Source organism: Roseibium alexandrii DFL-11 (assembly GCF_000158095.2).
Lineage (GTDB): Bacteria > Pseudomonadota > Alphaproteobacteria > Rhizobiales > Stappiaceae > Roseibium > Roseibium alexandrii.
Window position 1 is genome coordinate 136843 of sequence record NZ_CM011002.1, and the last position, 26804, is coordinate 163646.

General features: G+C 57.0%; 24 protein-coding genes and 1 riboswitch. Of the genes, 15 read left to right on the top strand and 9 right to left on the bottom strand.

The genetic code is table 11. The features are described 5' to 3' along the window. The first annotated feature begins 115 nt into the window (after positions 1-115). Entirely contained in the window at positions 116-1189 is a 1074-nt protein-coding gene (locus SADFL11_RS00610) for a tartrate dehydrogenase (protein WP_008193225.1), read from the top strand. A gap of 60 nt (positions 1190-1249) precedes the next feature. On the opposite strand, the gene SADFL11_RS00615 is transcribed toward SADFL11_RS00610, so the two are convergent. Beyond that, positions 1250-2263 (bottom strand): putative transporter, encoded by a 1014-nt coding sequence (locus SADFL11_RS00615; protein WP_008196586.1) that lies wholly within the window; start codon positions 2261-2263, stop codon positions 1250-1252. A 357-nt stretch (positions 2264-2620) separates the two neighbouring features. Between SADFL11_RS00615 and SADFL11_RS00620 the strand changes: the two genes are divergently transcribed. Beyond that, positions 2621-3622, top strand: coding sequence for a DMT family transporter (locus tag SADFL11_RS00620; RefSeq protein WP_228198239.1), 1002 nt, complete (start codon positions 2621-2623; stop codon positions 3620-3622). A 30-nt stretch (positions 3623-3652) separates the two neighbouring features. Here SADFL11_RS00620 and SADFL11_RS00625 read toward each other — a convergent pair whose 3' ends face one another. Further along, positions 3653-3889 (bottom strand): Lrp/AsnC ligand binding domain-containing protein, encoded by a 237-nt coding sequence (locus SADFL11_RS00625; RefSeq protein WP_040450828.1) that lies wholly within the window; start codon positions 3887-3889, stop codon positions 3653-3655. Positions 3890-4026: 137 nt separating this feature from the next. Continuing rightward, a riboswitch (TPP riboswitch) is annotated at positions 4027-4137 on the top strand. A 68-nt stretch (positions 4138-4205) separates the two neighbouring features. Between SADFL11_RS00625 and SADFL11_RS00630 the strand changes: the two genes are divergently transcribed. From SADFL11_RS00630 to SADFL11_RS00645, 4 genes are all read left to right on the top strand, one after another. Next, positions 4206-4979 carry a hydroxyethylthiazole kinase gene (locus SADFL11_RS00630; RefSeq protein WP_008188587.1) on the top strand — a complete coding sequence of 258 codons (774 nt, stop codon included), beginning with the start codon at positions 4206-4208 and terminating at the stop codon, positions 4977-4979. A gap of 33 nt (positions 4980-5012) precedes the next feature. Beyond that, complete coding sequence (gene thiD, locus SADFL11_RS00635; protein ID WP_008196980.1) at positions 5013-5825, top strand: bifunctional hydroxymethylpyrimidine kinase/phosphomethylpyrimidine kinase; 813 nt, start codon at positions 5013-5015, stop codon at positions 5823-5825. Then, the gene (locus SADFL11_RS00640) at positions 5822-6931 is read left to right on the top strand and encodes a TRAP transporter substrate-binding protein (RefSeq protein WP_008191951.1); all 1110 of its coding nucleotides are present in this window, start codon (positions 5822-5824) and stop codon (positions 6929-6931) included. Before thiD ends, SADFL11_RS00640 begins: the two co-directional genes overlap by 4 nt. A gap of 603 nt (positions 6932-7534) precedes the next feature. Continuing rightward, a complete protein-coding gene (locus SADFL11_RS00645; RefSeq protein ID WP_008197175.1) occupies positions 7535-8848 on the top strand; it encodes an OmpP1/FadL family transporter in 1314 nt (437 codons plus the stop codon). A 61-nt stretch (positions 8849-8909) separates the two neighbouring features. Here the strand turns inward: SADFL11_RS00645 and SADFL11_RS00650 are convergent, their stop codons facing one another. After that, the gene (locus tag SADFL11_RS00650) at positions 8910-9689 is read right to left on the bottom strand and encodes an SDR family oxidoreductase (RefSeq protein WP_008188885.1); all 780 of its coding nucleotides are present in this window, start codon (positions 9687-9689) and stop codon (positions 8910-8912) included. 261 nt (positions 9690-9950) lie between these two features. On the opposite strand from SADFL11_RS00650, the gene SADFL11_RS00655 reads away from it, so the two are divergent. The 4 genes from SADFL11_RS00655 (at position 9951) to SADFL11_RS00670 (ending at position 14560) form a co-directional block, all read left to right on the top strand. After that, entirely contained in the window at positions 9951-10754 is an 804-nt protein-coding gene (locus SADFL11_RS00655) for a UDP-2,3-diacylglucosamine diphosphatase (protein ID WP_040450827.1), read from the top strand. Further along, positions 10751-11788, top strand: a complete 1038-nt coding sequence (locus tag SADFL11_RS00660) for a glycosyltransferase family 4 protein (RefSeq protein ID WP_008195489.1) — start codon at positions 10751-10753, stop codon at positions 11786-11788. Before SADFL11_RS00655 ends, SADFL11_RS00660 begins: the two co-directional genes overlap by 4 nt. A 128-nt stretch (positions 11789-11916) precedes the next feature. Continuing rightward, positions 11917-12927, top strand: coding sequence for a threonine ammonia-lyase (locus SADFL11_RS00665; protein ID WP_050775984.1), 1011 nt, complete (start codon positions 11917-11919; stop codon positions 12925-12927). Between the two features lie 301 nt (positions 12928-13228). Further along, on the top strand, positions 13229-14560 hold the full coding sequence (locus SADFL11_RS00670; protein ID WP_008189237.1) for a globin-coupled sensor protein: 1332 nt from the start codon (positions 13229-13231) through the stop codon (positions 14558-14560). A gap of 173 nt (positions 14561-14733) precedes the next feature. Here SADFL11_RS00670 and SADFL11_RS00675 read toward each other — a convergent pair whose 3' ends face one another. Continuing rightward, entirely contained in the window at positions 14734-15906 is a 1173-nt protein-coding gene (locus SADFL11_RS00675) for a protein phosphatase CheZ (RefSeq protein WP_008196044.1), read from the bottom strand. A 119-nt stretch (positions 15907-16025) separates the two neighbouring features. Between SADFL11_RS00675 and SADFL11_RS00680 the strand changes: the two genes are divergently transcribed. Next, on the top strand, positions 16026-17201 hold the full coding sequence (locus SADFL11_RS00680; RefSeq protein ID WP_008188632.1) for an MFS transporter: 1176 nt from the start codon (positions 16026-16028) through the stop codon (positions 17199-17201). 10 nt (positions 17202-17211) lie between these two features. On the opposite strand, the gene dgcA is transcribed toward SADFL11_RS00680, so the two are convergent. Both dgcA and dgcN read right to left on the bottom strand, forming a co-directional pair. Beyond that, complete coding sequence (gene dgcA, locus SADFL11_RS00685; RefSeq protein ID WP_008190276.1) at positions 17212-18195, bottom strand: N-acetyl-D-Glu racemase DgcA; 984 nt, start codon at positions 18193-18195, stop codon at positions 17212-17214. Then, a complete protein-coding gene (gene dgcN / locus SADFL11_RS00690) occupies positions 18192-19205 on the bottom strand; it encodes an N-acetyltransferase DgcN (protein ID WP_040450826.1) in 1014 nt (337 codons plus the stop codon). Before dgcN ends, dgcA begins: the two co-directional genes overlap by 4 nt. Positions 19206-19296: 91 nt before the next feature. Here dgcN and SADFL11_RS00695 point away from each other — a divergent pair, with 91 nt between their 5' ends. The 4 genes from SADFL11_RS00695 to SADFL11_RS00710 are packed head-to-tail and all read left to right on the top strand — an operon-like array spanning position 19297 to position 23909. Next, a complete protein-coding gene (locus SADFL11_RS00695) occupies positions 19297-20445 on the top strand; it encodes an ABC transporter permease (RefSeq protein WP_008192992.1) in 1149 nt (382 codons plus the stop codon). 7 nt (positions 20446-20452) lie between these two features. Further along, entirely contained in the window at positions 20453-21262 is an 810-nt protein-coding gene (locus SADFL11_RS00700) for an ABC transporter ATP-binding protein (RefSeq protein ID WP_040450825.1), read from the top strand. Positions 21263-21273: 11 nt separating this feature from the next. Continuing rightward, a complete protein-coding gene (locus tag SADFL11_RS00705; protein WP_008194030.1) occupies positions 21274-23277 on the top strand; it encodes an MlaD family protein in 2004 nt (667 codons plus the stop codon). A gap of 26 nt (positions 23278-23303) precedes the next feature. Beyond that, positions 23304-23909: an ABC-type transport auxiliary lipoprotein family protein gene (locus tag SADFL11_RS00710; RefSeq protein WP_040450824.1), complete on the top strand. Its 606-nt coding sequence runs from the start codon at positions 23304-23306 to the stop codon at positions 23907-23909. Positions 23910-23927: 18 nt separating this feature from the next. Here SADFL11_RS00710 and SADFL11_RS00715 read toward each other — a convergent pair whose 3' ends face one another. From SADFL11_RS00715 to SADFL11_RS00725, 3 genes are read right to left on the bottom strand one after another with little or no spacing between them, the layout of a single operon-like run. Further along, a complete protein-coding gene (locus SADFL11_RS00715; RefSeq protein ID WP_008197376.1) occupies positions 23928-25235 on the bottom strand; it encodes a TRAP transporter large permease in 1308 nt (435 codons plus the stop codon). Positions 25236-25238: 3 nt separating this feature from the next. Next, positions 25239-25748 carry a TRAP transporter small permease gene (locus tag SADFL11_RS00720; protein ID WP_134852859.1) on the bottom strand — a complete coding sequence of 170 codons (510 nt, stop codon included), beginning with the start codon at positions 25746-25748 and terminating at the stop codon, positions 25239-25241. A 2-nt stretch (positions 25749-25750) separates the two neighbouring features. Then, positions 25751-26779 (bottom strand): TRAP transporter substrate-binding protein, encoded by a 1029-nt coding sequence (locus SADFL11_RS00725; RefSeq protein ID WP_040452315.1) that lies wholly within the window; start codon positions 26777-26779, stop codon positions 25751-25753. Positions 26780-26804 lie beyond the last annotated feature (25 nt).

Below are 26804 nucleotides of genomic sequence, written 5' to 3' on the forward strand. Positions count from 1 at the left end.
TTTTATATGATTAAATTGCTATTGCTGCAACCACATGGAGTTGCGAACTATGGGAAGAGAACGGCGGTCTTTGAGCGTGGGCACTCAGCCCTTTTCACGAAAATAGGAATTTGAAATGCGCACTTACCAGATTGCAGCCATCCCGGCAGACGGCATCGGGCCTGAAGTGATCGAAGCGGGTGCTGAAGTGTTGGCCGCGCTTGGTCAGCGGGCAGGTGATGTGGATTTCAAACTGACCTTCTTCGACTGGGGATCTGAGCGGTACAAGAAGCATGGCGAGATGATGCCGTCTGATGGCCTCGAACAGCTTAAAGCTTTTGATGCGATCTATTTCGGGGCCGTCGGCGCACCGGATGTCCCGGATCATATTACCCTTTGGGGGCTCCGCTTGCCGATCTGTCAGGGGTTTGACCAATACGCCAATGTCCGGCCGACGAAGATTATTCCCGGCGTAACGTCCCCGCTGCGCGGCGTTGGTGTCGGAGACCTGGACTGGGTGATCGTGCGCGAAAACTCGGAGGGCGAGTATTCGGGAAATGGCGGGCGGGCGCACCGCGGACTGCCGGAAGAAGTTGGCACGGAAGTCGCCATCTTCACCCGTGTCGGGGTCACGCGGATCATGCGGTATGCCTTTCAGCTTGCACAATCCCGTCCGCGTAAACTGCTGACCGTGGTGACCAAATCCAACGCGCAGCGGCATGGCATGGTCATGTGGGATGAGATCGCCGCCGAAGTCGCGATAGAGTTTCCGGATGTGACGTGGGACAAGATGCTGGTCGATGCGATGACCGTGCGCATGGTCAAGAACCCAAAAAGCCTCGACACCATCGTTGCGACCAATCTCCATGCGGACATTTTATCCGACCTGGCAGGTGCCTTGGCTGGAAGCCTGGGCGTCGCTCCCACAGCCAATATTGATCCTGAGCGCCGCTTCCCGTCGATGTTCGAACCCATTCATGGATCGGCCTTCGATATCACGGGCAAGGGGATTGCAAACCCGGTCGCAACCTTCTGGACCGCGTCGCAGATGCTGGACCATCTGGGGGAGGCAACGTCTAGCCAGCGTCTGATGACAGCGGTTGAGCGCGTCTGCGACGCAGGCATTGTGACGCCCGACGTTGGGGGCAAAGCCACCACCCGGGAAGTCACCGAGGCTGTTATCCGGGCGATCCACGGATCAAACGAGTAATCTGGCAGACAAGCCTTTTCGGTCTCCGTCTGCCAGTTGCCCTATGACCTCCGGCCACTGTTACTCCGCCGGCATTTCCTGTGGGACGCTGCCGTTGCGCTCGTATTCCCAAATGTGGCCTTCAAAGGCTCTGAGGCGTTTGTAGACGGAGATCAGCTCGACGATCGTGGTCCAGGCGTTGACTAGATACTGGAACGAGTTTTCGACCTGGGAGAACGCGCGCACGATCTGCTGCATCACGCCCAAGGTGATGGCTCCGGTTACGATTGTCGGTCCGAGCGCAATGTAGGGCACAAGAACTGTTGCCTGTAGGTAAGACCATTTGGCGATGTCAAAATATAGGTAGTGGAAGAACAGCCGGAAATAGTTCTTGCGGACATGGCCAAAGAGTTCATCGACCGACGGTGGATCGGCGCGCTCTTCATCGTCTTCGCCGTACACGAGTTCTTTCCGATAGGCCGCTTCGACCTTCTGGTTGTTGAACTCCAAACCCGGCAGCTTCACTCCGACAACAGCCAACAACACCGTGCCGGACGCTGCGGAGATAATCGCGACATAGACAAGGGAATGAGCAACCGGGCCAATCCAGGGCAATTCGGTCACGTTGGCCGAGAGCTCCCAAAGGATCGGCAGAAACGCGATGAGTGTCATGACGGAGCGCAGGAATGAGACGCCGAGGCTCTCCATGATTCGCGCAAAGCGCATGGTATCTTCCTGAACGCGTTGGGAGGCACCCTCAATGTGACGAACCACATGCCAATGGGCCATATAGTAGTCGTTCATGGCTGTACGCCAACGGAACACAAAGTGCTTGGTGATGAAGTCCAGTATCACCGCAACGACCACGAAAATCGCGGCGATGTACAGGAACGTCATCAATTCGCGCATGTATTCGCTAAAGGTGACCGAACCCGGCTCGCTCAAGGCTCTTTGAATAAGATCGTAGAAACTGCCGAACCATTCGTTGATCTCGACGTTCAGGTTCACCTGGTACTGGGTGGCGCCGAGGATGACCACCGAGATGATCCAGGCCCAGAAGAACCATTTACGGTTCAGAAAAAACGATCGGAACATAGGGCGGCGCCTTTCGAATCGGGTATTTTTTATAAGTATAGGAGCACGTAACGGCAGGGGCAGGTATGTGCCGGGTTTTCAGTTGCTTTTGAAGAGGAAACGTTGCTCATACACGCCGATTTTATCGGCAAGCCCTGTTTAATCTGCCAAGGCCACGCGCGAGATTGCAAAAATTGAGGCCGGGGTAGATACTGGTCTCTCACTTCTGAAGCGATTTGCACAAATCTTGTCCTGGGTGCTCGGCAGACTAATTGGGATCTGTTTGCGGCGCTTTTGCCTTCACAGTTCTGTTATTCTTTTTCAACTGGTCCGTGGCGTGGAATGCGCTGGGTCTATGCCAGTGTCTGGATCCGATTTATGGCGTCAAAAAAATCCGCAACCCAGCTGTCCCGCGCCCCAGCGCCAACGGGAATGACACGGCAGGCTCCGCTCATCGGAATTGGGCTCAAACTGGCCTCGACCATTGTGTTCTTTGCCATGGTGACGGTGCTCAAGATCGCCGCGGAACGTGTGCCAATCGGCGAGCTCGTATTCGCGCGGAATTTTTTCGGTGTCTTTCCAGTTCTGATGATGGTGGGGGTGCGCGGGGAGCTTGGCCTTGCGTTCCAGACGCAGAACCCCAAGGGGCATCTTCTACGCGCATGCATCGGTTTGACGGCCATGGTGTGCATGTTCACCGCCTATGATCTGCTGCCGCTGCCCGATGCAACGGCCATCAACTTTGCAACCCCCCTGATCGTTGTTGTTCTGGCCTTTTTTATGCTGGGCGAAACTGTCCGGATCTATCGGTGGAGTGCGGTTGCAGTTGGTTTTGCCGGCATCCTCGTTGTTTTGTCACCGCATCTGGGGGAGGGGGATTTCGACAACTCCGCCACCTTTGGAGCCGTCGTCGGATTTATGGGCGCTGCTTTTGCGGCCCTTGCCATGATCACGGTCCGGAGGCTGTGCGTCACCGAGCGCACCTCGACCATTGTCACCTGGTTTTCCCTGTCCGCGACCGTGATCTCGCTTCTGACCATTCCAGCCGGTTGGATCTGGCCGGACCAAGCCTGGATCATCCCGGATATGGAGACAGCGGCTCTACTGGTGATGATTGGCCTGTTCGGCGGTGTGGGGCAGATCCTTTTGACCCAGAGCTATCGCTATGCGGATGCGTCGACCATCGCGCCGTTTGATTATGTGAACATGCTCTGGGCGATCCTGGTTGGCTGGGTCGTCTTTGCCGAGGTCCCGGTCCTTGAGGTGATTGTGGGAGCGGTGATCGTCATGGCCGCCGGGATCTTTGTGATCTACCGGGAGCACCGGCTTGGCCTCGACCGGACCAAGGACCGCCGGGCATCGACACCGTCCAAGTCTTGAAGAGATACCGCGCTGTTCCAGGTTTCTTTATCAGAACGCCTTGAACGTTATGATCGACTTGGTGTCCTGGATGCCGTCGATCGGGTGCACCTTCTCATTGACGAAGTGTCCAATGTCAGTGCCGTCTTCGATATAGAACTTCACGAGAAGATCATAGTCACCGCTGGTAGAGTAGACTTCCGACGCGATCTCGGCATCCGCGATTGCATTGGCAACCTGATAGGTCTTGCCGAGCTGACATTTGATCATCACGAAAAACGGGGTCATGGGGGCTCCTGCGGGCAAAAACGAACTGTGCCCCGACATCGCCTATCTCAAACAAACAGTCAATCGGCTGTTGGCGCTTGAACCACCGCAACTGCCAAGTGGGGCTTGAAAACCCCCGTCTGCCTTAGTAGACAGAACTTGTCTCATGGGGGTGCCCGGCGATTGTGGATCGGGCTGAGAGGCAAATGGCCAACTCCTAGAACCTGATCCGGCTTGTACCGGCGGAGGGATTTGAGATCATGACTGATCTTTCACGTAAAATGCGAAGAATGATGGCGCTGGGGCTTTGTTCTCTGAACCTGAGAAAGGGCCTGGCATGAGCTTGTCGATTGCCGCGAGCACGCAGGACCTGTCGCCGGAGACGGTCTTTTCCTTGCTGGAGCGGGTGCGGTCAAAAAGACCGCGCGTCCATGCCATCACCAACACGGTCGCGCAGGGTTTTACGGCCAATGTCCTGTTGGCGCTGGGCGCAGTGCCTTCCATGACGATCGCACCGGAAGAAGTTCAGAGCTTTGCAGCGTCTGCCGATGCGCTTCTGATCAACCTCGGAACACTGGACAACAGCCGGCGTTTGACGATCCCGATCGCGATTGATGCGGCCAAGGAGGCAGGCCGGCCTGTCGCCATTGATCCGGTCTTCGCGGATCGGTCACCGCAGCGCTGCGCATACGCCAAAGAACTCTTGCAAACGCGGCCGTCTCTTGTCCGGGCGAATGAAACAGAGATGGCCGCGCTCTTTGACACGCGGGCCGATGTCGATGCTTTGATCTCGGAGGGAACGGTGTTTGCCGTAACCGGAGAAGAAGATCAGATCGAGGGTCGGGGCGACGACTACCGGCTGCGCAACGGTCATCCTCTTTTGGCCCGAGTGACGGCCACCGGCTGTGCGGGGGGCGCGGTCCTGGCAGCGTTTGCGAGCGTCGAGCCAGATACAGCGCTTGCCGCGGCATCAGGCCTGTCCGTCTTCAACATAGCGGGCGAAATCGCCGCTTCCCGGAGCGGGGGACCTGGCAGTCTGGTCGCAGAGCTGCTCGACACGCTTTACAGCCTGACGGCCCGCGATATCGAAAGCCGTCTTCAAATGGGCTGACACCCATTCCAATAGTATTGTGCGGAGGGCACCATGACCGCAATCGCGGTGACAATAGCAGGTTCTGATTCTGGCGGTGGGGCTGGCATTCAGGCGGATCTGAAGTCTTTTTCGGCAAATGGTGTCTACGGGGCGAGCGTCTTGACTGCGCTCACGGCACAAAACACCCTCGGGGTGACGGCGATCCATGATGTGCCTGTCGAGTTTGTACGCGCGCAGATCGATGCGGTCTATTCGGACCTCGCCGTGACGGCCACAAAGATCGGTATGCTCTCGCAGGTTCCGATCATTGAGGAGGTCGCTGACGGTTTGAAGCGCCACCAGACCGGGCCGGTAGTTCTGGACCCTGTGATGGTGGCCGCGTCCGGCGATCCGCTCCTGGCTGAAAGTGCGGTCGCAACACTGATATCCAAGCTGGTGCCCTTGGCCGACATCATCACGCCGAACCTTCATGAAGCAGCCCGCATGCTGGAGGGCGAAGTCGCCCGCAACGAAAATGACATGCAGAGCCAAGCCAAACAGCTGATCGACCTCGGGGCGAAGGCTGTCTTGTTGAAGGGTGGACACGGCGATAGTGCGGAAAGCGCTGACCTTCTAACAACAAGAAACGGCGAAAGTCTTTGGCTGCGCGAAGACCGCATTGCGACGGACAACACCCACGGCACCGGATGCACGTTGTCTTCTGCAATTGCTGCTGGACTGGCCAAGGGCAACGCGCTGGGCGACGCTGTGTCCAGTGCCAAAGCCTATATCCAAGAAACGATCCGGCATGCCGACGAACTCAAGATTGGACAGGGCCATGGACCGGTCCATCACTTCCACGCGTTTTGGGAGGGCGCACAATGAGTGATGCATTGAAACACAAAAAGAGCGTCAGCCGCCGGGATTTGCTTGCAGGCGGTGCCGTTGGAAGCGCGTCGGTCCTATCTGCCCCAGCGGTGATGGCACAAGGTGCGGTCACCGAATGGAAGCTGGTGACATCCTGGCCGAAAAATCTGCCTGGCCCGGGTGTCACGGCGCAGCGGATCGCTGATCAGGTCGCGTTGCTCTCAGGTGGTGCGTTCAAGATCCGTTTGTTTGCTGCTGGCGAACTTGTGCCGGCGCTCGGCGTGTTTGATGCCGTCTCAAATGGCACTGCGGAAATGGCGCACACAGCCTCGTTCTTCTGGCAAGGCAAGATCCCAGCCTCCGTCTATTTCACCGCGGTCCCCTTCGGTCTGCTCCCGCATGAACACATCAGCTGGATCGAGCAAGGCGGCGGGCAGGCGCTTTGGGATGAGCTTTACGCGCCTTTCGGCATCAAACCGGTGATGGCGGGTAACACCGGCGTGCAGATGGGCGGCTGGTACAAGAAACCGCTCCAGAGCCTCGATGATCTGCGAGGCCTCAAGATCCGGATGCCGGGGTTGGGGGGAGAAGTGATGCGCAGGCTTGGAGCCGCTCCGGTTGGTTTGCCACCGGGCGAGCTGTTTCAGGCGCTCCAAACGGGCGTCCTGGATGCGACTGAATTCCTGGGGCCCTGGTCGGACCGGGCCATGGGGTTCCAGAAGGCCGCGAGATACTATTATTCACCCGGTTTCCATGAACCGAACGGGACAGGCGAGGCGCTGTTCAATCAGGCGGCTTATGATGCTTTGCCCACGGAATTCCAGGCAATCTTAATAGAAGCGTGCCGCGCTGAGAATGGACGAGCGCTTGCGGAAAGCGATTGGGAAAATGCCGGAAGCCTGAAGTTGCTCCAGCAAAAAGATGGCGTTGAGGTCCTTCCCTATCCGGAAGACATTCTTGAAGCCTTGCGCGTAACGACTGGAGAAGTGCTTCTGGACACCTCCCGTCAGGATCCGATGAGTAACCGCATTTATCAAAGCCATCAGGCCGCTTTGAAGCGTCTTTCGCCCTGGAGCGATATTGCCATGCGGCGGTTTCTGAGCGCGCGTGATGGATTTGTCTGACCTGCAACTATGGCGAGTGTCAGCGTAGATGCGGCTCGACCTGTGTTGATTGCAGTTTCGGCTCGTGAAGTTCGAAACTCCATATGTATCGTGTCTGAAATGCGGGTATCTGAACCAAAGACATATCCGCATTTTTGACATTTGAGTTGCTTTTTTACTTCATTCAGTTGGCCACATCATGGGCGCCAGCTGACATCCGTATGGCGTTTTTTGATCTACCGAAGACGCGATTCACTCACGAGATATCACTCCGGGTTCACGCAAAACTCCCGTATTCCCTAAGGTTATCTGTGACAAGATAGCAACGGAAGAAAAAGAAACACCTCTCCGTGTGACGTGCTGGTAATGTGCCTAAAATGTGTGCATTTGTATGGTTGGCCTCGGTGGCCCTCCAAAAGCAGGGTCTCATGATATGTTTATCCGGCTACGAGCACTTGGTGTGTGCACCGGACCTTCGTGAAAACCCTTATATTGCACCGCAGCAGGCGTGTGCGCTGCAATTATAGATCGCATTTCATGGTTGAAAGGCAGCCGTTTCTTTTAGACCCTGCAGTCAGTGTCAAATTCCTCCCGGGGGGGAGGAGGATTGGGAGAAACGTAAAAATGCGGGCAACCAAGAAAATCGTACTTATGACGTCGACGGCCATTGCAGCCTCGATCGTCGCAAGTGCAGCCTCTGCGGGCGGCTTCGCTCTGCGCGAGCAGAGCGCCTACTACCAAGGGACTTCATTTGCCGGTAACGGTACATCCAGTTCGTCGATATCGTCCATGTTCTGGAACCCGGCAACCATCACGTCGATGGACGGCAAGATCAACTTTGAGGCTCACAACGCCTTCATCATTCCGAAGGCGGATATCACGGGCTCAAACACCGTCCCGAACTCATTGACCTCGCCAACTGGTCTGATCACGACGTCCTTCGACACAGGTGACATTGGTCATGACGCCTGGATCCCAGCATCCTATGCGTCTTATAATCTCAGTGACCAGGTTTATCTCGGCGTTGCAATCAACGGTGCGTTCGGTCTGTCGACAAAGCCAAATGACAGTAACTGGACAGGCGCGGGCTACAACCGGTCGTCCAAGATCTTTTCGATCAACCTCAACCCGGTTGTCGGTTACAAGATCAATGAGATGTTTTCGGTCGCGATCGGCCCGCAGATTCAATATGCGGATGTTCGCCTGACCAACGCCTCTTTCTCCCCGACCATCCCGGGTGCAACCCTGTTTCCAGGTCAGCAGCTCGATGGTGACGGTGTTGGTGTTGGTTTGACCGCCGGTGTCACGATCAAGCCGACGGCGACGACAGAAATCGGTATTGGTTACCGTTCTGCGATCTTCACAGACATCGACGGCACCATCGCCGCTCCGAACCCGGCCAACCCGTTCACGACGGCCGTAACGGATGTGAAAACGGTTCTGGCGACACCGGATATGATCACGCTCTCGGCTAAGCAGAGCATCACCGATGATATCCGCGTCCTGGGTACGTTCGAATGGACAAACTGGAGCCGTTTGAAAGAACCGCAAATCACGGCCGATGCCACTGGCGCAACCGTGACCACGCTGCCGTTCAACTACAATGACGGCTATTACCTCGCGGTCGGCGGTGAGTACGACTTTAATGACAAACTCACTCTGCGCGCCGGTGCGGCTTACGAGTGGTCTCCGATCGACGATAAAATTCGCTCCGCACGTCTTCCGGACAACGACCGTATCTGGCTGAGTGCGGGTGCCTCCTACGTCTTTAACGAGCACTTCTCGTTTGACCTTGGATACACACACATCTTTGGCACAGATACCGACCTGAACCTCGTTCCGGGTCATCAGGACTACAGCGCTTCAAAGGGCTCCCTGACAGGATCCGTCGACTCCTCCGTCGACATTCTGACAGCTTCGGTCCGTATCAAGTTCTGATCAGCTGCCAGGCTGGTTCTGGAAATTAGGCCGGCCCGCGATCGCGGGCCGGCGTTTTTTGTTAGAAAGCTGCCGGATAAAGTCCGCCATCCATCAGAATGTTCTGCCCGGTGACATAGCCGGCGTGCCGGGAACAAAGAAAGGCACAGGTCTGTCCGAACTCCTCGGTCGTTCCAAAACGGCGTGCTGGGATTTCTGCAGCCTGGCTTGCACGAATAGCGTCGACTGTCTGTCCGGATTGTTGTGCCGAGCGTTCAAACCCACCCTTCAGCCGGTCAGTATCCATTTTGCCCGGCAGCAGATTGTTGACCGTGACACCGTGCGGAGCCAACTGGCGGCACACGCCTGCCAGGAATGCTGTGAGACCGGCACGGGCGCCGCTGGAAAGGTCCAGGCCTTCGATCGGCATCTTTACGGACAAGGACGTGATGTTGACAATCCTGCCAAAGCCCCGGTTTTTCATTCCGGGTGTGACCGCCTGGATCAGTTCGATCGGGGTCACGAAGTTCTGGATGGCACCTTCCAGCAAGGCAGAGCGGTTGAGTTCTGAATAATCCTTGCGAGGCGGGCCGCCATTGTTGTTGACCAGTATGTCAGGCTCTGGGCAGGCCGTGAGAAGCGCCGCTTGTCCTTCCGGTGTGGAAACGTCGGCAGCGACAACACTGACTTTCACCTGAAAAGTGTCCGTCAGATACGCACGTGTTGCTTCCAGAGCGTCTTTGTCGCGTCCGTTGATCACCAGATCACATCCGGCCTCTGCAAGCGCCTCTGCGCACCCTCTGCCAAGCCCGCGGCTTGATGCGCACACGATCGCCGACTTGCCGCGCAATCCCAAATCCATGATTGATCTCCCAAATTAAGAGGATGTGGTTCGCCGGACCTTATGGAAGGAACGCTGCCGCCGCCATCCCTTTCCTGTCGGCCCCTTTGAACCACGGGGTCTGGACGAGGTTCCGCTGATGGCGGTTGGTGGCGCGGCTAAGCGATTTTTTTTCTACTGAACTGCTGAAAACGCGACGTCATCACACCCCAAATACCATCTGTCATAATAGTGAAACTTGAATCGCGTCTATAGCGTTCCATTGGAGCTAGGAGACGTGCAATGTCCACTTCAGAGACATCGCGGCATTACAGGGCCTTGTTTATTTCAGATGTCCACTTGGGCACGCGCGGCTGCCAGGCAGATCTTCTGCTTGACTTCCTGAAGGACAATGACGCCGAGACAATTTACCTTGTCGGCGATATCGCGGATGGTTGGCGATTGAAGCGATCGTGGTATTGGCCACAGCTTCACAACGATGTGGTTCAGAAGATCCTCCGCAAGGGCCGCAAGGGATCGCGTATCGTTTATATCCCTGGCAATCACGATGAGTTCCTCCGAAGCTTTTTGGGTACCCATTTCGGTGGCGTCGAGGTGACCGATAGTATTGTGCACGAGACTGCTGACAATAGGCGGTATCTGGTGATCCATGGTGATCAGTTCGATGTCGTCATTCGGCATGCCAAGTGGCTCGCGTTCTTTGGCGACAAAGCCTACGTCACTGCGCTTGGTGTCAATACGGTATTGAATGCTGTGCGCCGCCGGCTTGGCCTCACGTACTGGTCTTTGTCGGCCTGGGCGAAACTGAAGGTCAAGAATGCTGTCAGCTTCATCGGACGGTTCGAGGAAGCGCTTTCCGACGAGGCACGCCGGCAGGGTGTGGATGGCGTCATCTGCGGTCACATCCACCATGCGGCCAGCCGGGACGTCAACGGCATCCACTACATTAACACGGGTGATTGGGTCGAGAGCTGCACAGCGGTTGCCGAACATCATGATGGAACCTTTGAGGTGATCAGATGGGTAGAACAGGCCCAAACCGGAGCCCAGACCGAGAAGCCGCAGGAAGCTCCGGTCGCCGCATGAGTTCCATTCTTGTTGTCACGGATGCCTGGCATCCGCAGATCAATGGCGTCGTTCGCTCGCTTGAACGCACAGCTGATGAACTCCGCGCCATGGGCGTTCGCATGGAGTTCCTGACCCCGCAGGCTTTCAAGACACTTCCGTGCCCGACATATCCTGAAATCCGTCTGTCTTTGACCCACAAGGGCAGCGTGCGGCGGATGATGGATGAATTCGACTGCGAACACCTGCACATTGCGACCGAAGGCCCACTTGGCTTGCTTGCGGCCGGGATCGCCAAAAAGCGCGGACAGCCGTTCACCACCAGTTATCACACACGGTTTCCGGAGTATGTTTCTGCCCGGATGCCGGTGCCGCTTTCCTGGTCTTATGCATGGATGCGCCGCTTCCACAACGCCGGTAACGGCTGCATGGTGGCAACGACTTCGCTGGAGAACGACCTGAGAGATCGCGGCTTCCGGAACTTGATGCGCTGGTCGCGCGGGGTCGACGAAAACCTCTTCAGGCCATATGAGGGCTCTGTCCTACCGCAGGATTTGCCTGGGCCGGTCTTCATGTATGTGGGCCGCGTTGCGATTGAGAAGAACATCAAGGCGTTTTTGGATCTGAAACTGTCCGGCTCCAAGGTCGTTGTTGGCGATGGGCCTCAGCTGGATACCCTGCAAAGGGAATTCACCGACACACTCTTCACGGGTGCGAAAACCGGCGAAGATTTGGCGCGCCATTACGCCAGCGCGGATGTTTTCGTCTTCCCGTCGCTCACCGACACGTTCGGCAATGTCATGCTGGAAGCGCTTGCGTGCGGGGTGCCGGTTGCCGCCTATCCGGTCATGGGGCCGCTGGATGTCATCGGCGATACCGGCGCCGGTGTTTTGTCCGAAAACCTCGCAGAGGCATGTGAAGCCGCTCTCGATATTCCGCGTGACCACTGCCGGAACATTGCGCTCAATTACACTTGGGCAGCCAGCAGCCGTCAGTTCCTGGACAATTGTATCACCGCCGTTGGCGGGGTGGCGCAGGCCAACGCGGTAGAGTGATCTGAAAGTCTCAGCAGCTTTAAAGTATTGGCGCTGCGGGATTTTGTAACCCTCACAATGTTGCAGTTGTCAGGCCAAGGGGTAGCCGGTACTCCTGTCCACCTCAGATCCTGAACGAGGTGGCCACCATGACCGGCGCGACAGCAGAACGACCTTCCCCCACCAGCACAGCCGTCACTTACGGCGATGTATTGGAGGCCGCTGATGCCCTTGAAGGCGTTGCTGTCAAAACCCCGCTCTTGACCAACCCCGCTCTGGATGAGCGTGTTGGCGGGCATGTGTTGATCAAGCCGGAATGCCTGCAACGCAGCGGCTCTTTCAAGTTTCGCGGAGCTTACAATTGCTTGCGGCAATTGGAGCCGGACGTCCGGGCCAGGGGGGTCGTCGCTTGCTCGTCGGGTAATCACGCACAAGGCATCGCGTCCAGCGCCAAGATCTTCGGCATGCCGGCAACGATCGTCATGCCTGCCGATGCCCCTCAGGTGAAGCTGGAACGCACTCGCGGATACGGTGCGACGGTCATTACTTACGACCGGGCCACCGAAGACCGCGACAAGATCGCTTCCGAAATCTGCGCTGAAACCGGTGCGACGTTCGTGCATCCGTACAACGATCCTGCCGTCATTGCCGGGCAGGGGACCGTTGGCCTGGAAATGGCAGCGCAAGCAAAACACCTTGGTGTGCGGTTGGATGATGTCCTGGCCTGCACAGGTGGTGGAGGCCTTTCCAGCGGGATTGCGCTTGCGCTTGCAAACACTTCCGCGGAAACGGTCTTCCATACGGTCGAACCGCAATTCTTCGACGACTATAAACGGTCCTTGGAGGCTGGGGAGCTGTTGTCCAATCCCGCCAAGTCCGGTTCGATCTGTGATGCGCTTCTTTCTGAAAGTCCCGGGGAGATCGGATTTTCGATCCTGCGTCAATTTGCGGGGGAAGGATTTACGGTTACCGACGAGCAGGTCCTGGACGCGGTGGCGTTTGCGTTTTCCGAGCTCAAACTTGTTGTCGAACCCGGCGGTGCCGCTGCGTTGGCCGCTCTGCTGTCCGGGAAACTTGACCTAAGGGAACGGACCGTTGGTGTCGTACTGACAGGCGGGAATATCGACCCTAAGATGTTGTTTAAGGCTGTTTCGCGTTAACGCGCTGTTAGGGGCTGACCCATTAGGCGGATTGTATCTATCCTGTTTTCTTTCGGTGGATTCGCGAAGGAACGGATGGTGCGGAAATATCCGTGGTGTCTGCTGAATTGCGAAGCAAAACCAGGAGGTTACGTAACGTAGGGATATGCTCTCTGCTGATGCCGCCGCCCTGTCTTCCTTGGCATTGAATACCTGGTGTTCCGTTGAAACCCGCCTCAAGAAGGGGCGCGTTACGTTGATTGGCGGGACGGTGTTGGCCTGAGGGGGACCAGCACTGGCTTGCAGGGTTTATGGAGCCAATATGCAGAACCAAACGCTAAAGGGCAGGCTGGCGTTTTTCCGTTTCACCGAGGAAGATCGCACATTGGCGCGATCGATCTGGCCGACACTTTCCTCTCATTTGCCGAGGATCATGGATGGATTTTACGACCATGTAAAAACAGTCCCGCATCTGGCGACAATGATCGGAGACCAGGAAGCTCGCCTGATCTCGGCACAACTTGCTCATTGGGAGCGCATGTTCAACGAAGGACCGACCGAGGCCTACCTTGAGCGCTCCATTCGGATCGGATTGGCGCATGTGCGCATCGGTCTTGATCCAAGCTGGTACATCGGCGGCTACTCATTCGCCTTAACCCAGATCTCCGACGTGCTGCTGACCAAGCGGATGATGACCGCGGCCAAGCGCTCAAAAGTCATGGCGGTAATCACCAAACTGGTCATGCTGGACATGGACATCGCCATTTCGACCTACCACGAAAAAATGGTGGCGGATGCCGTCGCGCGCGAAGACGGGCTGAAGTCGGCGATTGCCACGTTCGAAACTTCACTCAGCGGCGTGGTTGGCGAGTTGAGCTCTACGTCTGACGAGTTGGAAAACTCTTCCCGCGACCTCAGCCGGGAGACCGGGTCGATCGCAACCCGTATGCAGACCATGGACGCCTCCTCCGCGGAGACCGCGAGCGGTGTGCAGTCCAGCGCGACGGCAACGGAAGAAATGAGCGCTTCGATTGTTGAAATCGGGCGTCAGGCCGGACACTCACGTGAAAAGGCCCAGCAAGCTGTCCAAGGCGCCCAGAACACCAATGAAACGGTCACCAAGCTGGCCGGTTTTGCGGATCAGGTGGGGTCTGTCATCGGCTTGATTTCTGACATTGCTGAACAGACCAACCTGTTGGCGCTGAACGCAACCATTGAAGCGGCCCGGGCCGGTGAAATGGGCAAGGGCTTCGCCGTCGTTGCGGCCGAGGTCAAGGAGCTGGCAAGTCAGACCACGAAGGCGACTGAAGAGATCACCGAACAGATTGCTGCGATCCAGCAGGCAACCCGGCAGTCTGTCCAGGATATTGATGGGATCACCACGATCATCAGCGAATTGTCAGAGATCGCCAACAGCATTGCTGCTGCTGTGGAGCAGCAGTCGTCTGCAACGGCGGAGATTTCTTCTGCGGTTCAGATCGCGGCGGTCGGCACACAGAGCTTTACTGATGAGATCGCCGCTGTGCGCGGGTCGATCGATTCAGTCGATGGCACGGTTGAGACGATCCATGAAACATCATTGACCTTGAAGAACAGGGCTGCACGTCTGAGCGAAGAAGCGAACCAGTTCTTTGACAAGATCACAGCCGGATAACTTTGAACAAAGAGGGGAGGCATCGTTGGCAGATCTCCGGGTCTGCCGACGATGCCTTTAAAACTCTACGACAAATGCCGCGCAAGGAAACGAGCGCGGCTTTTGCTTAGGTGAGGCAAAGAAAAAGGGCGCCTGGAATGGGCGCCCTTGTCTCCTGACGGGGTGAAGATCGATCAGTTGAACAGAGCCTGTCGTTCGGCCTCGGTCAGCTCCGTCAGCGGGTCAGCTCCATCGTCGGCATCTGCTTCCTGCTCGACCAAAGCCCAGTCGGCATCAGCTTCTGCCTCTGCTGTTTCCACTGCCGGTTCTCTGTCGTTGGCAGCTTCCGGCTCGCTGACTTCCGCATCGAACAGTTTGTCGATCGCGGCTTCATCCAGGACTTCATCGGCGTGGGCAGCTTCAAATTCATCGGCGACCGGATCAGTCACGTCTGCTGTGTCTTCAGCTTCCGTTTCCTCGGCTGCAGGCGCGGATGCAAACATGTCATCAATCGCGGCCGCATCCATCGGTCCGCTGTCGCCGGCCATCAGGGCATCGATGTCCGCTTCACCCATTGGTGCTGAAGCCTCACTCGCAGATGGGTTGCCAGGCGCTGCGACTTCCTCCACAGCGGAGTCAAACACATCGCCGCTGACAGACATCAGTTCATCGACGCTGTTTTGAGAGACGCCGGCGCCGTCACGCTGCGGGCCGTTCAGCAAGTGGGCATCCGGGCGGCTGTCGACCGGACCAGCGGTGTCATCTGCTTCCAGATCTTCGATGCCCCAGATGTTGATCATCAGGTTGATCCGGCTTTCCAGATATCGAAGTACCTGGACCACCTTGTTGGTGCGCTGGCCGGTCAGATCTTGGAAGGAACAGGCCATGAAGATTTCTGTGGCCTTCGCATCAATATCGTCGCAGGTCGCATCGTCTGCGCCATTTTCGCGAAGAACCCAGGCTTTTTCCTGGATCTGCTCGGCAGCTTCCAGAATCGACTGGGTGGCGCCTTCGGTCTGCGTCACAATCGCATCAAGCTCATGAGAGGCGTCGACAAAGCGATTGCTTTCGTCACCGTCGTCCTTGATGTTGGCGATCTCTGCTTTGGTGCGCTCAATTGCCTCGTGCATGTCGGCAATATCCAGGCGGATCTTGTCGAGATCCGGCACTTTGCGCTGGCGGGTGACGACTTTCTCAAGACGTTGGATCGCGCCGAGGATCTCGGTCGTTTCCGGGGTCTTGTTCCGGTTCAAAAACTCTTTTAGAAACCGACGTCCTCGATCGGATTCCATCAAGGTCTGTTCAAGCGTCTGATATTCGGCTTCGCCTATCAGCTCCGGTTCTACCTGTTGTGTTTCCGCTTTCATCAGGGCGCGATTCTCAACTCTGCAAGGGCCGTTCGGTATCCAATCCGGACAATTCCAAAATCAGGGTAAACTGAAAATCGTTAATATTCTTTTGGGCCTCAAAATCCGGTTCGGTTTGCATGTTGAATTTGACGTCGGCCCTCAGTGCGCGTGTCTCTGCTTTGTTCGGGGTTCATTTTTTCGGCTATGGGCTGTTTCTCCCATTCTTTCCGGTCATTTTGGAGTTCGAGGGGTTTTCTGCGGCCGATATCGGATTTGTCTTGGGGGCCGGGACGGTTGCCCGGATTGCCGCAAGCCCGCTTTTGACGAACCTGGCGGACCGTACGGGTCAGCGCCGGTGGTCCATATTTGTTTATTCTCTGCTTGGAACTGTCTTTATCGCGCTTTTCGCCCTTGGAAATGGACTTTACGTGCTGGGCGCTGGAGTGATTGGCTACATGGTATTCAAGGCACCGGTTCTACCGCTCAGTGATGCCTATGCCTTGGATGCTGCGCGGAACACCGGAGCGGACTATGCACGGATGCGCCTTTGGGGATCTGCTGGGTTTGTTGCTGCCAATCTTGCAGGTGGATTCCTGGCGACCGGAGACACCGTCTGGGTGATGCTGTTTCTGATTGGCTTGGCGTCGCTTCTGACAGGCGGCGTTGTCCTGTCACTTCCGCGTCAAAGCGGAGCCGGGGCCAGCGAAGGCTTGCGCGAAGACGTTGGCGAGGCGCCCTTTAAAGCCGTTTGGTTTTGGCCTGTGCTCATCCTGCTTGGCCTGTTTCAGGCAACCCATGCGGCTTTCTACGGTTTTGGGACGCTCTATTGGCAAGCCGCTGGGATTGCAGACGAAACAATCGGCATTTTGTGGGCCGTTGGCGTGATCGCTGAGATCGCACTTTTCACAGTCGCCGGAAAGATCGCGCTTCGTTTCGACCCGCCGGTTTTCCTGATCGTTGCGGGCGTTGCCGCGATCGCCCGCTGGGGCCTGTTCCCGTTCGCGGATACGCTGGTGTCGATGATCGCGATCCAGCTTCTGCATGCGCTCACCTTTGGCGCTGCCCATCTGGGCGCTATTGCAATTCTGGCAAAAGTCGTTCCGAGCAAATGGGCCGGGACCGGCCAGGGGCTGCTTGCCACATCAATCGGCCTGCAGATGGCCATTGGTTTGAGCGTCTGCGGCGCGTTGTACGAGATGGACCCGGATCTGCCGTTTTATCTGATGGCGGTAGTTTCGGCGGCCGGAACGCTGGTGATGATTGCGCTGACGCCGATGGTGCGTCAGCGCATGGCTTCGAACCCAGTCCGTTAAACCCTATGCGTTAGCCCCAAAGTTCCGGTTTTGGCGGAAACAAAGTACTGCCTTCGAAGACCAGTCCCGGTTCGCGGTCCTGGGTCAAAAGAAGTGGGCCGTCTAGATCCACATAGTCTGCCCGCTGCGCCAAGAGGACAGCGGGGGCCATGGCCAAAGACGTGCCGAGCATGCAACCGACCATGATCTTGAACTCAAGCGCCTTGGCTTGATCGAGGAGCGCGAGGGCCTCCGTCAACCCCCCGGCCTTATCGAGCTTGATATTAATGGCATCATACCGGCTGCGGAGATCTTCAAGCCCATCCCGCGTGTGCAGACTTTCGTCCGCGCAGATCGTGATCCTTGAGCTGAAATCCATAAGACGGTTGTCACCCTTGGAGGGCAAAGGCTGTTCAATCAAAGCCACACCGGCTGCTTCGCACGCCGCCATGTTCCTGGCAAAACAGCTGTCGTCCCAGGCTTCATTTGCATCAACGATCAAGGTGCTGTCCGGGGCGGCCTTGCGAACAGCTTCTATTCGCTCATCGTCGCCAGACCCGCCAAGTTTTACCTTGAGCAAGGGCCGATGCGCGGCCTTTGCCGTTTTTTCTGCCATGATTTCCGGTGTGCCGACACTGATCGTGTAAGCGGTCGTGACCGGTGAAAGCGGCGGGATACCGGCAATCTCTGCAGCCGGTTTTCCGGACTGCTTGGCTTCAAGGTCCCAAAGGGCGCAATCCACTGCGTTGCGTGCGGCTCCGGCCGGCATGGCCTCTTGTAGCGCATGGCGGCTCAAACCGTCTTTCAACAGCGGCGAGATCTCCTGGATCTGCTCCTGAACGCTTTCCATGGTTTCGTTATAGCGCGCGTAGGGGACGCATTCGCCGCGGCCAACATGGTCCCCGTCCGTTACTGTCGCGACGAGCACATTGGCATGGGTGCGGCTGCCGCGGGAGATTGTAAAACCGCCCGCGATCTCGAAGCTTTCAAGGTCAATGCTGACGCTGCGGCTCATGGCGTGCCGAACTCCGCGGACACCTTATCGACGACGGCTTCCATGCCATAACGGATCGGATCGGTCGCCGGAAGGCCATGGCGCTCGCCCAGTTTCGCAAGAAGCGCGAGCGCCTCATCGTCATCCAGAGCCTGAGTGTTCACCGCGATGCCGACACAGCGGATGCCGGGATTGGTGAGCTTGCCGCACTGAATGGTCATGTCGATGACCTGATCGACGGTGGGAAGCGGGGTTTCGACGCCGCGCATTTTGCTTCGTGTGGGCTCATGGCAAACAATAAAGCCGTCGGGCTGCGAGCCATGAAGCAGGCCGAGTGTCACGCCGGCAAATGACGGGTGGAACAAGGAGCCTTGGCCTTCCACGACCTGCCAGTGATCTTCCTCTGTCGCTGGGGAGAGCCACTCGGCAGCGCCGGCGATGAAGTCGGCAATAACAGCATCGAGAGACAGACCACGGCCGGAAATGAAGACACCTGTCTGGCCGGTAGCGCAGAACGAGCTGGTGTAGCCACGCTCATTCATCGCTTTGTCCATCGCAAGGGCAGTGTATTTTTTGCCGACAGAGCAGTCTGTTCCGACGGTTAAAATCCGTTTGCCCGGCCGTTTGATGCCCTTTCCAGTGGCGAAGGTCATGGAGTTGTGGCGCACATCGTGCAGCTGGCGGCCGTTTTTGGCAGCTGCTTCCTTGATTGCCGGAACATCGCCGAGTTTGACATGGAGCCCGGAGGCAACATCAAGGCCTGCATTCAACGCTTCGACCACCGAATCAACCCAATGATCCGGCAAACGTCCGCCGGCATTGACCGCGCCGATGACCATAGTCTTGGCGCCGGCAGCAGATCCTTCGGAAATCGACATGTCCTTCAGACCGGTATCTGCGGCACAGCCGTCGAGCCGGACCTGTCCGACACACCAGTCTTTCCGCCAATCAACAATGCCTGTTGCGGTCTTGGCGGCCAGGGCATCGGGGACGTCACCGAGAAACAAAAGGTAAGGGCGGGCAATTTCCATGGGCAATGCTTTCATCTGACTGCTGGACGTTAATCTTTACAATCAGGTATACGGGGGGAAGTTGACGAGCGGCAAGGGGCAACTCTCCGGAATGGCATTCTTGGAAAAAAACAAAGCGCCGGAATTGCACCTGGACACCGATTCCGAGGGACATCAGTCCCTTATTCTATCCGGCGACTGGACTGTCAGCACTCTTGCAGACGCCGACCAGCAAATCTCCAAGCTGAATGTCGCCAAGGACAAACTGACGTGCATCGATGTTTCAGAGGTTGATCATCTGGATACCAGTGGGGCCTGGCTGATCCACCGGACCCGGGGGCAACTGGAATTCAGCGGCCGGAAAGTGCAGCTGACCGGCGTGACGCCTGTCCGCGAAAGCCTGTTTCACGAGATCGAGAAACATCATCCGCCGCGCTGGCAACCAGACCGGTCCGGTTTCACGATCGTAGGGTTTTTGGAAGCGACCGGGCGGCAGATGGTCGAAGTGTATAAAGACACTCTCGCGATGCTGCATATCCTAGGATCACTCGGCATCGTCCTGTCGACTGTTCTTTTGCAGCCCAAACGCCTTCGAAGCATAGCAATCGCCGTACAGTTTGACCGCAGCTGCATCGGCGCAGTCCCGATCGTGGCCCTGATGAGCTTTTTGATCGGCGCGATCATTTCTCAGCAGGGCGGATTTTACCTGAGGCAATTCGGGGCCGACATTTTCGTCGTCGATCTTGCAGGTATCCTAGTGCTTCGGGAGATCGGCGTCATCCTGACCGCAATTATGGTGGCTGGACGGTCCGGTTCGGCGTTTACCGCTGAGCTCGGCGCCATGCGCATGCAAGAGGAGGTCGATGCACTGCATGTCATCGGCCTCAGCGTGACAGAAGTTCTGGTGCTGCCGCGCATTCTGGCATTGATGATCGCCTTGCCGATCTTGACGTTTGTGGCGGATATATCTGCATTGTTCGGTGCCGGTCTCATTACCTGGGCGTATCTGGATATCCCTCCGGCAGCATTCCTGACGCAGCTCCAGTCGGCCATTACGGTCAACACATTCGTTGTTGGGATCATCAAGGCGCCTTTCATGGCGCTGATCGTCGGCCTTATTGCCTGCGTTGAAGGCCTCAAGGTTGAAGGGTCTTCGGAGTCGCTTGGTCGTCACACCACCATGGCAGTGGTCAAAGCGATTTTCCTCGTCATTGTCGTTGACGGAATGTTCGCGATGTTCTTCGCGGCGATTGGGGTATAACGGCAAGATGGCAGTTTCAGACATCGACCAACCTGAGCGCAAATTGACGCCGGTCACGGAGCATTCGGAGAATATCCTTTCGGTCCGGGACATTACTGTGGGGTTCGGATCCAAGATCATCTTACAGGATCTCGACCTCGATGTGCATCGGGGTGAAGTGCTTGGTTTTGTCGGCGGGTCGGGTACTGGCAAGTCGGTCCTGATGCGGACGATACTCGGATTGACGCCGAGACGGGCCGGCCGGATTTCTGTCTTCGGTCATGATCTATCGAGCGCATCTGACAAAACCCGCAGGATGATCGAACGCCGTTGGGGCGTGCTGTTTCAACAGGGCGCGCTGTTTTCATCGCTGACCGTGAAGCAGAACATCCAGGTTCCGATGCGGGAGCATTTGAAACTGTCCCAGCGCCTGATGGACGAACTTGCCACCTTGAAGCTGGAACTGGTGGGCTTGCCGCAAGACGCGGCGGACAAGCTTCCATCAGAACTTTCCGGCGGTATGGTCAAGCGTGCGAGCCTTGCCCGTGCCCTTGCACTCGACCCGGATTTGGTGTTTCTGGATGAACCAACGTCCGGCTTGGATCCTATTGGGGCTGCTGCGTTCGATTCGTTGATTGGAAATTTGAGTTCCACACTGGATTTGACCGTTTATATGGTTACTCACGACCTCGACAGTTTGCATTCCATCTGTGATCGCATCGCAGTTCTCGGGCAAAAGCGTGTTCTTGCGATCGGGCCAATGGAAGACATGATGAAAAATGACGACCCTTGGATTAAGTCTTACTTCCGAGGGGCGCGGGCTCTGCGCCGCACATGAGGTTTGAGTGAATGGAAACCCGCGCAAATTACATCCTGATTGGCGCTTTTATGATTGCGACCTTGTTCAGCGCGTTCGGGTTCATCTATTGGCTCGCTGTGACCGCTGAATCGCGTCAGAATGTCGAAGTCAAAATCCTGTTTCCTGGTGCAGTGACCGGCTTGCCTGTGGGGGGGCAGGTATTGTTCAACGGCATCAAGGTCGGCGATGTTTCATCGCTGGATTTTGCACCAGGTGACCCGACCAAGGTTCTGGCGACGGTCCGAATCCGGCCATCCACACCGCTCCGCGAAGATACCAAGGCAACATTGAATTTCACCGGCTTGACCGGTGTTGCCTATGTGGATCTGATCGGCGGAACGAGTTCCTCTCCGCTTCTGTTGAATCCGGATGGCAGCCAGACTCCGAATAACATCCCGCTGATCAATGCCGAGCGGTCGTTTTTTGACGACATCGTGGATGGCGCGCGGGACGTACTGAAACGTGCGGATTCGACGATGAAAACCGTTGATCAGCTCCTTCAGGACAATGGTCCCGTAATTTCCAAAACAATTCAGAACGTTGAGACGTTCTCAGACGCTCTGGCCGCAAATTCCGATGGCGTGAAGGATTTCATGGCAAGCATCGGAAAGGCCTCGGACGCGTTTTCCAGCCTTTCTACGCGGCTTGAAGGCTTGGTGGATGAAGGTGAACGGCTTCTGGCAGCTGTCCCGTCCGACAAGGTCACGGCCATTGTGGACGACCTGCAGGCCTTTTCTGGAAGCCTTGGCAAGGCGAGCACAGATATCGACACTTTGATGGCTGATGCACAAAACGCGGCCAAGGAACTGACCGAGTTCACCGAGCGCCTCAATGATGGGCTCGGCAACGTTCAAAGCATTGTTCAGGCGGTGAAGCCAGAAGACATCGAAAAGGTCATGAAAGGTGCCGCAGCGCTTGGCGAAGTGCTGGAAAAGCGCTCGGGTGACATTGATGAACTGGTCGTGGCAACGTCCAACACGATGCAGGGCGTAAACAACATTGTTGAGATGCTGCGCGCACGCGAGGGCACCATCAATGACGTGATCACCGGGACGCGCGATATCGTCGGTAAGGTTGATGCGATCGTAACCCGCGGTGTCGAGATCGCCGCGGTAATCGATCCGCTGCGTGTCGACGAGATTGTCGCGTCCGTGGCAACACTCACAGAAGGACTGAATATCTCTCTCGTTCGTGTGGATGAAATCATTGCGAGCGTCGACCCGGCTACCATTGGTGAGACCGTCGACAGTGTTGCGAGCATTGTCGACAACTTCAACAATCAGCAGAGCCAGATCAACGAAATCATCGCCTCCACAAAATCCACGATCCAGAATTTTGAGGCGGTTTCAGCAACAGTTCGCGGCCAGGATGACCGGATTGCAGCGCTCGTTGAAGATGTTCAGGTCGCCGCAGAACGGTTCGCCTCTACGCTCCAGTCTGCCGATGAACTGTTGCGCGCTGTTGATCCGGAAAAGATCGCCAATATTGTCGGCTCGGTCGAAACTGCGGCGAGTGGCCTTGCTGGAGAAGATGGCATCCCGGCAATCCTGCAAAGCGCGCGTCAGGCAGCTGACAACGTTCAGCAAATGACGGCGGACTTGAGCAAACGCACACCTGATGTCGATCAGATCATTACCGATGCCCAGCAGATGACCGCGACCCTCAACTCCACATCGGTCCGGGTTGAGAGCCTTGTCGAAAAGGTTTCCGAAATGGTCGATGGCGACGGCGAGGGCTTGATCAAGGAGGCAACGCTTGCAGCGCAAGCGATACGGAAGGTCGCGGTTGCGTTCGAGAGCCGTGCCGATGCCATTGCGGGTGGCCTGTCGAAATTTGCCACCCAGGGGTCTGCGGATCTGACATCCGCATTGGCGCAGTTCAATCGCACGCTGGTCTCGATCCAGCGGGCAGCACAAAGCTTTGAACAAAGTCCGAACCGCGTCATTTTCGGCGGTGAAGATGTGCCGACCTATCAAGGCGGGCGGCGCCGGTGAGTAAAGGGAATAGGGGACTGACGGGGATGACACAGGCAGACAGCCGACTGAGCCGGCGGGCGTTTATCAGCGCGCTGGGCGCCGGTGCCGTGGTGTCCGGTTGCGCGAGCTCGGGCCCTGCAGCCTTTTACAGTTTGCAGGCTGCTGATGTCGGCGGGTTGTCCGGACGATCCAGCCGTGTCCAGGTGCTTGTAGCGCCACCGCGGGCGCTCAAGGCACTCGATACGACCTATATCGCCGTGGTCGACAGCGGTCCGGTCTATTCTTACTTCCCGAACGTTGCCTGGGCCGACACGCTTCCGAACGTGGTGCAGAACAAGCTCCTGCAAACGCTTCAAAATACCGGACGGCTCCGCGGCGTCGGACTGCCGGGTGACGGATTGCTGATCGATTATCAACTACAGACGGATATCCGGGCGTTTGAACTGAATATTGAAGGGGCCAACCGCGGTGTTGTTGAGATTGCGGCGCGGGTAGTCAATGACCGCAATGGCCGTACTGTTGCCAACAATGTGTTCCGGCGGGAAACCCCGTCCGGCAGCTCCGACGTTGAAAAGGCAGTTGAAGCCATGAACCAGTCGGCAGAACAGGTGTTTGCCGATATTGCGGCCTGGACGCTCAGAAACGTCTGAGCGCCCAAGAGCATTTTCCTAGATGAGTGCGAGCGAGAGCGCCGGGACTGCAATGAGCAGGCCCAAACGCAGGATGTCGGCTGCCCAGAAGGGCAGGATGCCGGCGAACATCGTACGCAGCGGCACATCGGTCAGAACAGAGCGCAGTACGAATACATTGAGGCCGATGGGCGGTGAAATCAGACTGATTTCAGTCACAACCACCACGATGATGCCGAACCAGATCAGCACCATCTCCGGATCGCTCAACGCGCCAGTGCCGAAATCTAAAGACGTGACGAGCGGAAAGAACACCGGCACGGTCAAGAGGATCATCGACAGGCTTTCCAGAACCGCGCCGAGGATCACATAGATCAGCACCAGAACGAGAATGACAACATAGGCATTCACATCGAGCGATTGGACGAATTCCAGAAGGGCATCGGGAACTCCGGCATAACTTATGAAGTTGGAGAAGACCTCGGCACCAATGATAATGGCGAAGATCATTGCGGTGGTCCGCGCGCAGTTCAAACCGGCTTGGAACAGTTTCTCGAACGTCAAACCACCTGAGAACAGTGCTATCAAAAACGCTGTGGCAGCGCCGACCCCTGCGGCCTCTGTCGGCGTGAAGAACCCGCCATAGATCCCGATCATGATGATCGCAAACAGGCCAAGTACGGCGAGAACCCCCCACACATCCTTGCGTTCGACGGGGATGTCATCGTGACTGGACGGGGCGAGGTTCGGCTTCATGAGCACCGTTACATAGACAGCCGCCATGTAGAACACGACGCCCAAAAGTCCTGGAATGATACCGGCAACAAAGAGTTTCCCAATATCGGCCTCTGTCAAAAGGCCGTAGATGATCAGAATAACGCTTGGCGGGATCAGGATGCCGAGCGTGCCACCGGCGGCGATGGAGCCAGTTGCCAGGCTGTCGGCATATCCGGCCTTGCGCATCGATGGCATCGCCACCTTCGACATGGTGGCGGCTGTTGCGAGCGACGACCCGCAAACAGCTGAGAACCCACCACACGCAACGATCGTCGCCATTGCCAGGCCGCCACGCATCTTGTGAAGCGCCCGGTGTGCCGTCGTGAACAGGGATTGGCTGACGCCGGAAATGGTCAGCAGATTGCCCATCAAGATGAACAGCGGAATAACAGACAAGGTGAAGGACAAACCGGTGTCGAAGGCCGCATTGCCCAGGAGATTGAAGGCCGCGTTCCAATTGCGCAGCATGGCAAACCCGGCTGTGCCGACGATAATCATGGCAACGGCGATCGGCACACGCAGCAGGACAAGGCCGAACAGGGCGGCAAAACCAATCAGAGCCTCAAGCACGAGTTAGGCCTCTTTGCGAAAACGGGAGTAGAAGAAAACAGCGGCGGCAATGGCCGAAACGCTGAAGGAGGCAGCTCCGAGCCAGCCGATGAGATACAGCGGAATTTCAAGGGAGTCAGTCACCTGTCCACGGCGCTGAAGCTTTTCAGCGTGCTCGGTCAGCTCCATGGCAATCAGTATGAAGATACCGATCGTGCAAATGCCGGCAATCAGCGTGCCAAAGCGCTTCAAAAACGGGCTTTTGACGCCGTCCAGAAGCTCAACTTCGATATGTTCGCCGGCAAGTGTCGTCAGTGGCAGAGCCAGAAAGATGAGTGTGGCCAGCAGCAGCTCGGTCAATTCATAAGCGCCAGTGACCGGGCTGTTGAAGAGATACCGGGCCACGACATCGATACATGTGAGGCCGATCAACGCAAACAGCACCACAAGGCACGCGCCGCCCAGAACCGCATTGATAACAGGCCGGACCCTTGAGGTCCGGCCTGCCGTCGATTTGTCAGAAACGTCGGTCACGATCAATTGCTGACGTTGGTTTGGGCGCGGAACTCACTGAGCGCCGCTGCACCGTCAAAACCGGTGGCGGAAACGGCCTCAACCCATGCACCTTCGTGTTTGCCGGCCAGTTCCTTGATCTTGGCGAGTACCGGGGCAGGGGCATCATAAACTTCGATGTCCTTGTCCGCGATATAAGCTGCACCGCGGGTATCAGCGCCGTCCCAGACACCACCTGCGAGTTCTGCAAGAGCTTCTCCTGAGACCTTTTCAATCGCAGCCTGATCTTCTGCAGAGATGCCGTCCCAGACGTCTTCGTTCATGACCAGGAACCAGGACGTGTTGTAAATGCCGCCCGGGATTTTCATGGAATACTTGATGTGGTCGGTGAGGTTGAACGCCTGAAGCGCTTCCATCGGGAAGGTAACACCGTCGATCACGCCGCGCGAAAGCTTTTCATAGACTTCGCCTGGTCCCATGAACTGAGTGGTGATGCCAAGGTCCTGAGACAAGCCAGCGATATAGCCGCCCGGTGTCCGGACTTTCAGACCGGAGAAGTCGTCCGCGGATTCGATTTTGCGCTGGTTGTTGTGGAACATGCCCGGGCCATGCACCCAAAGGCCAAGCAGCTTGGTGCCTTCATGTTCTGCATGGGCGTCGAGGGTGCCGCCATACACATTCCAGTAGGCTTTGGAGCCGTCTGTTGCCGTGTCTGCAATGAAGGAGAACTGGCCGATGCGGGAGCGAAGGAAACGGTCGTCCTTGGTGAAAGAGTGCAGGCCATAGGTGATGTCAGCAACACCGTCAGCGGCAAGGTCATAGTGGGCCGGTGGCGGGCCAAGCGGCTTTGGCAGAACGCGAACAGTCACACGGCCTTCTGTTGCGTCGGCGACCTGCTCAGCCCAAGGCTCGATAACCCCTGTCACGACCGGGTGCTTTGGCGGCAACCAGGATGACAGCACAAGTTCATCTGCGGACGCTGCAGCGGTGAAGCCGGTCAGTGTTCCGGCGGTCAAGCCGGCCAGGATAGATAGATGCTTCAAGTGTTTCACGGCGGTTCCTCCCATACGGTCTTTG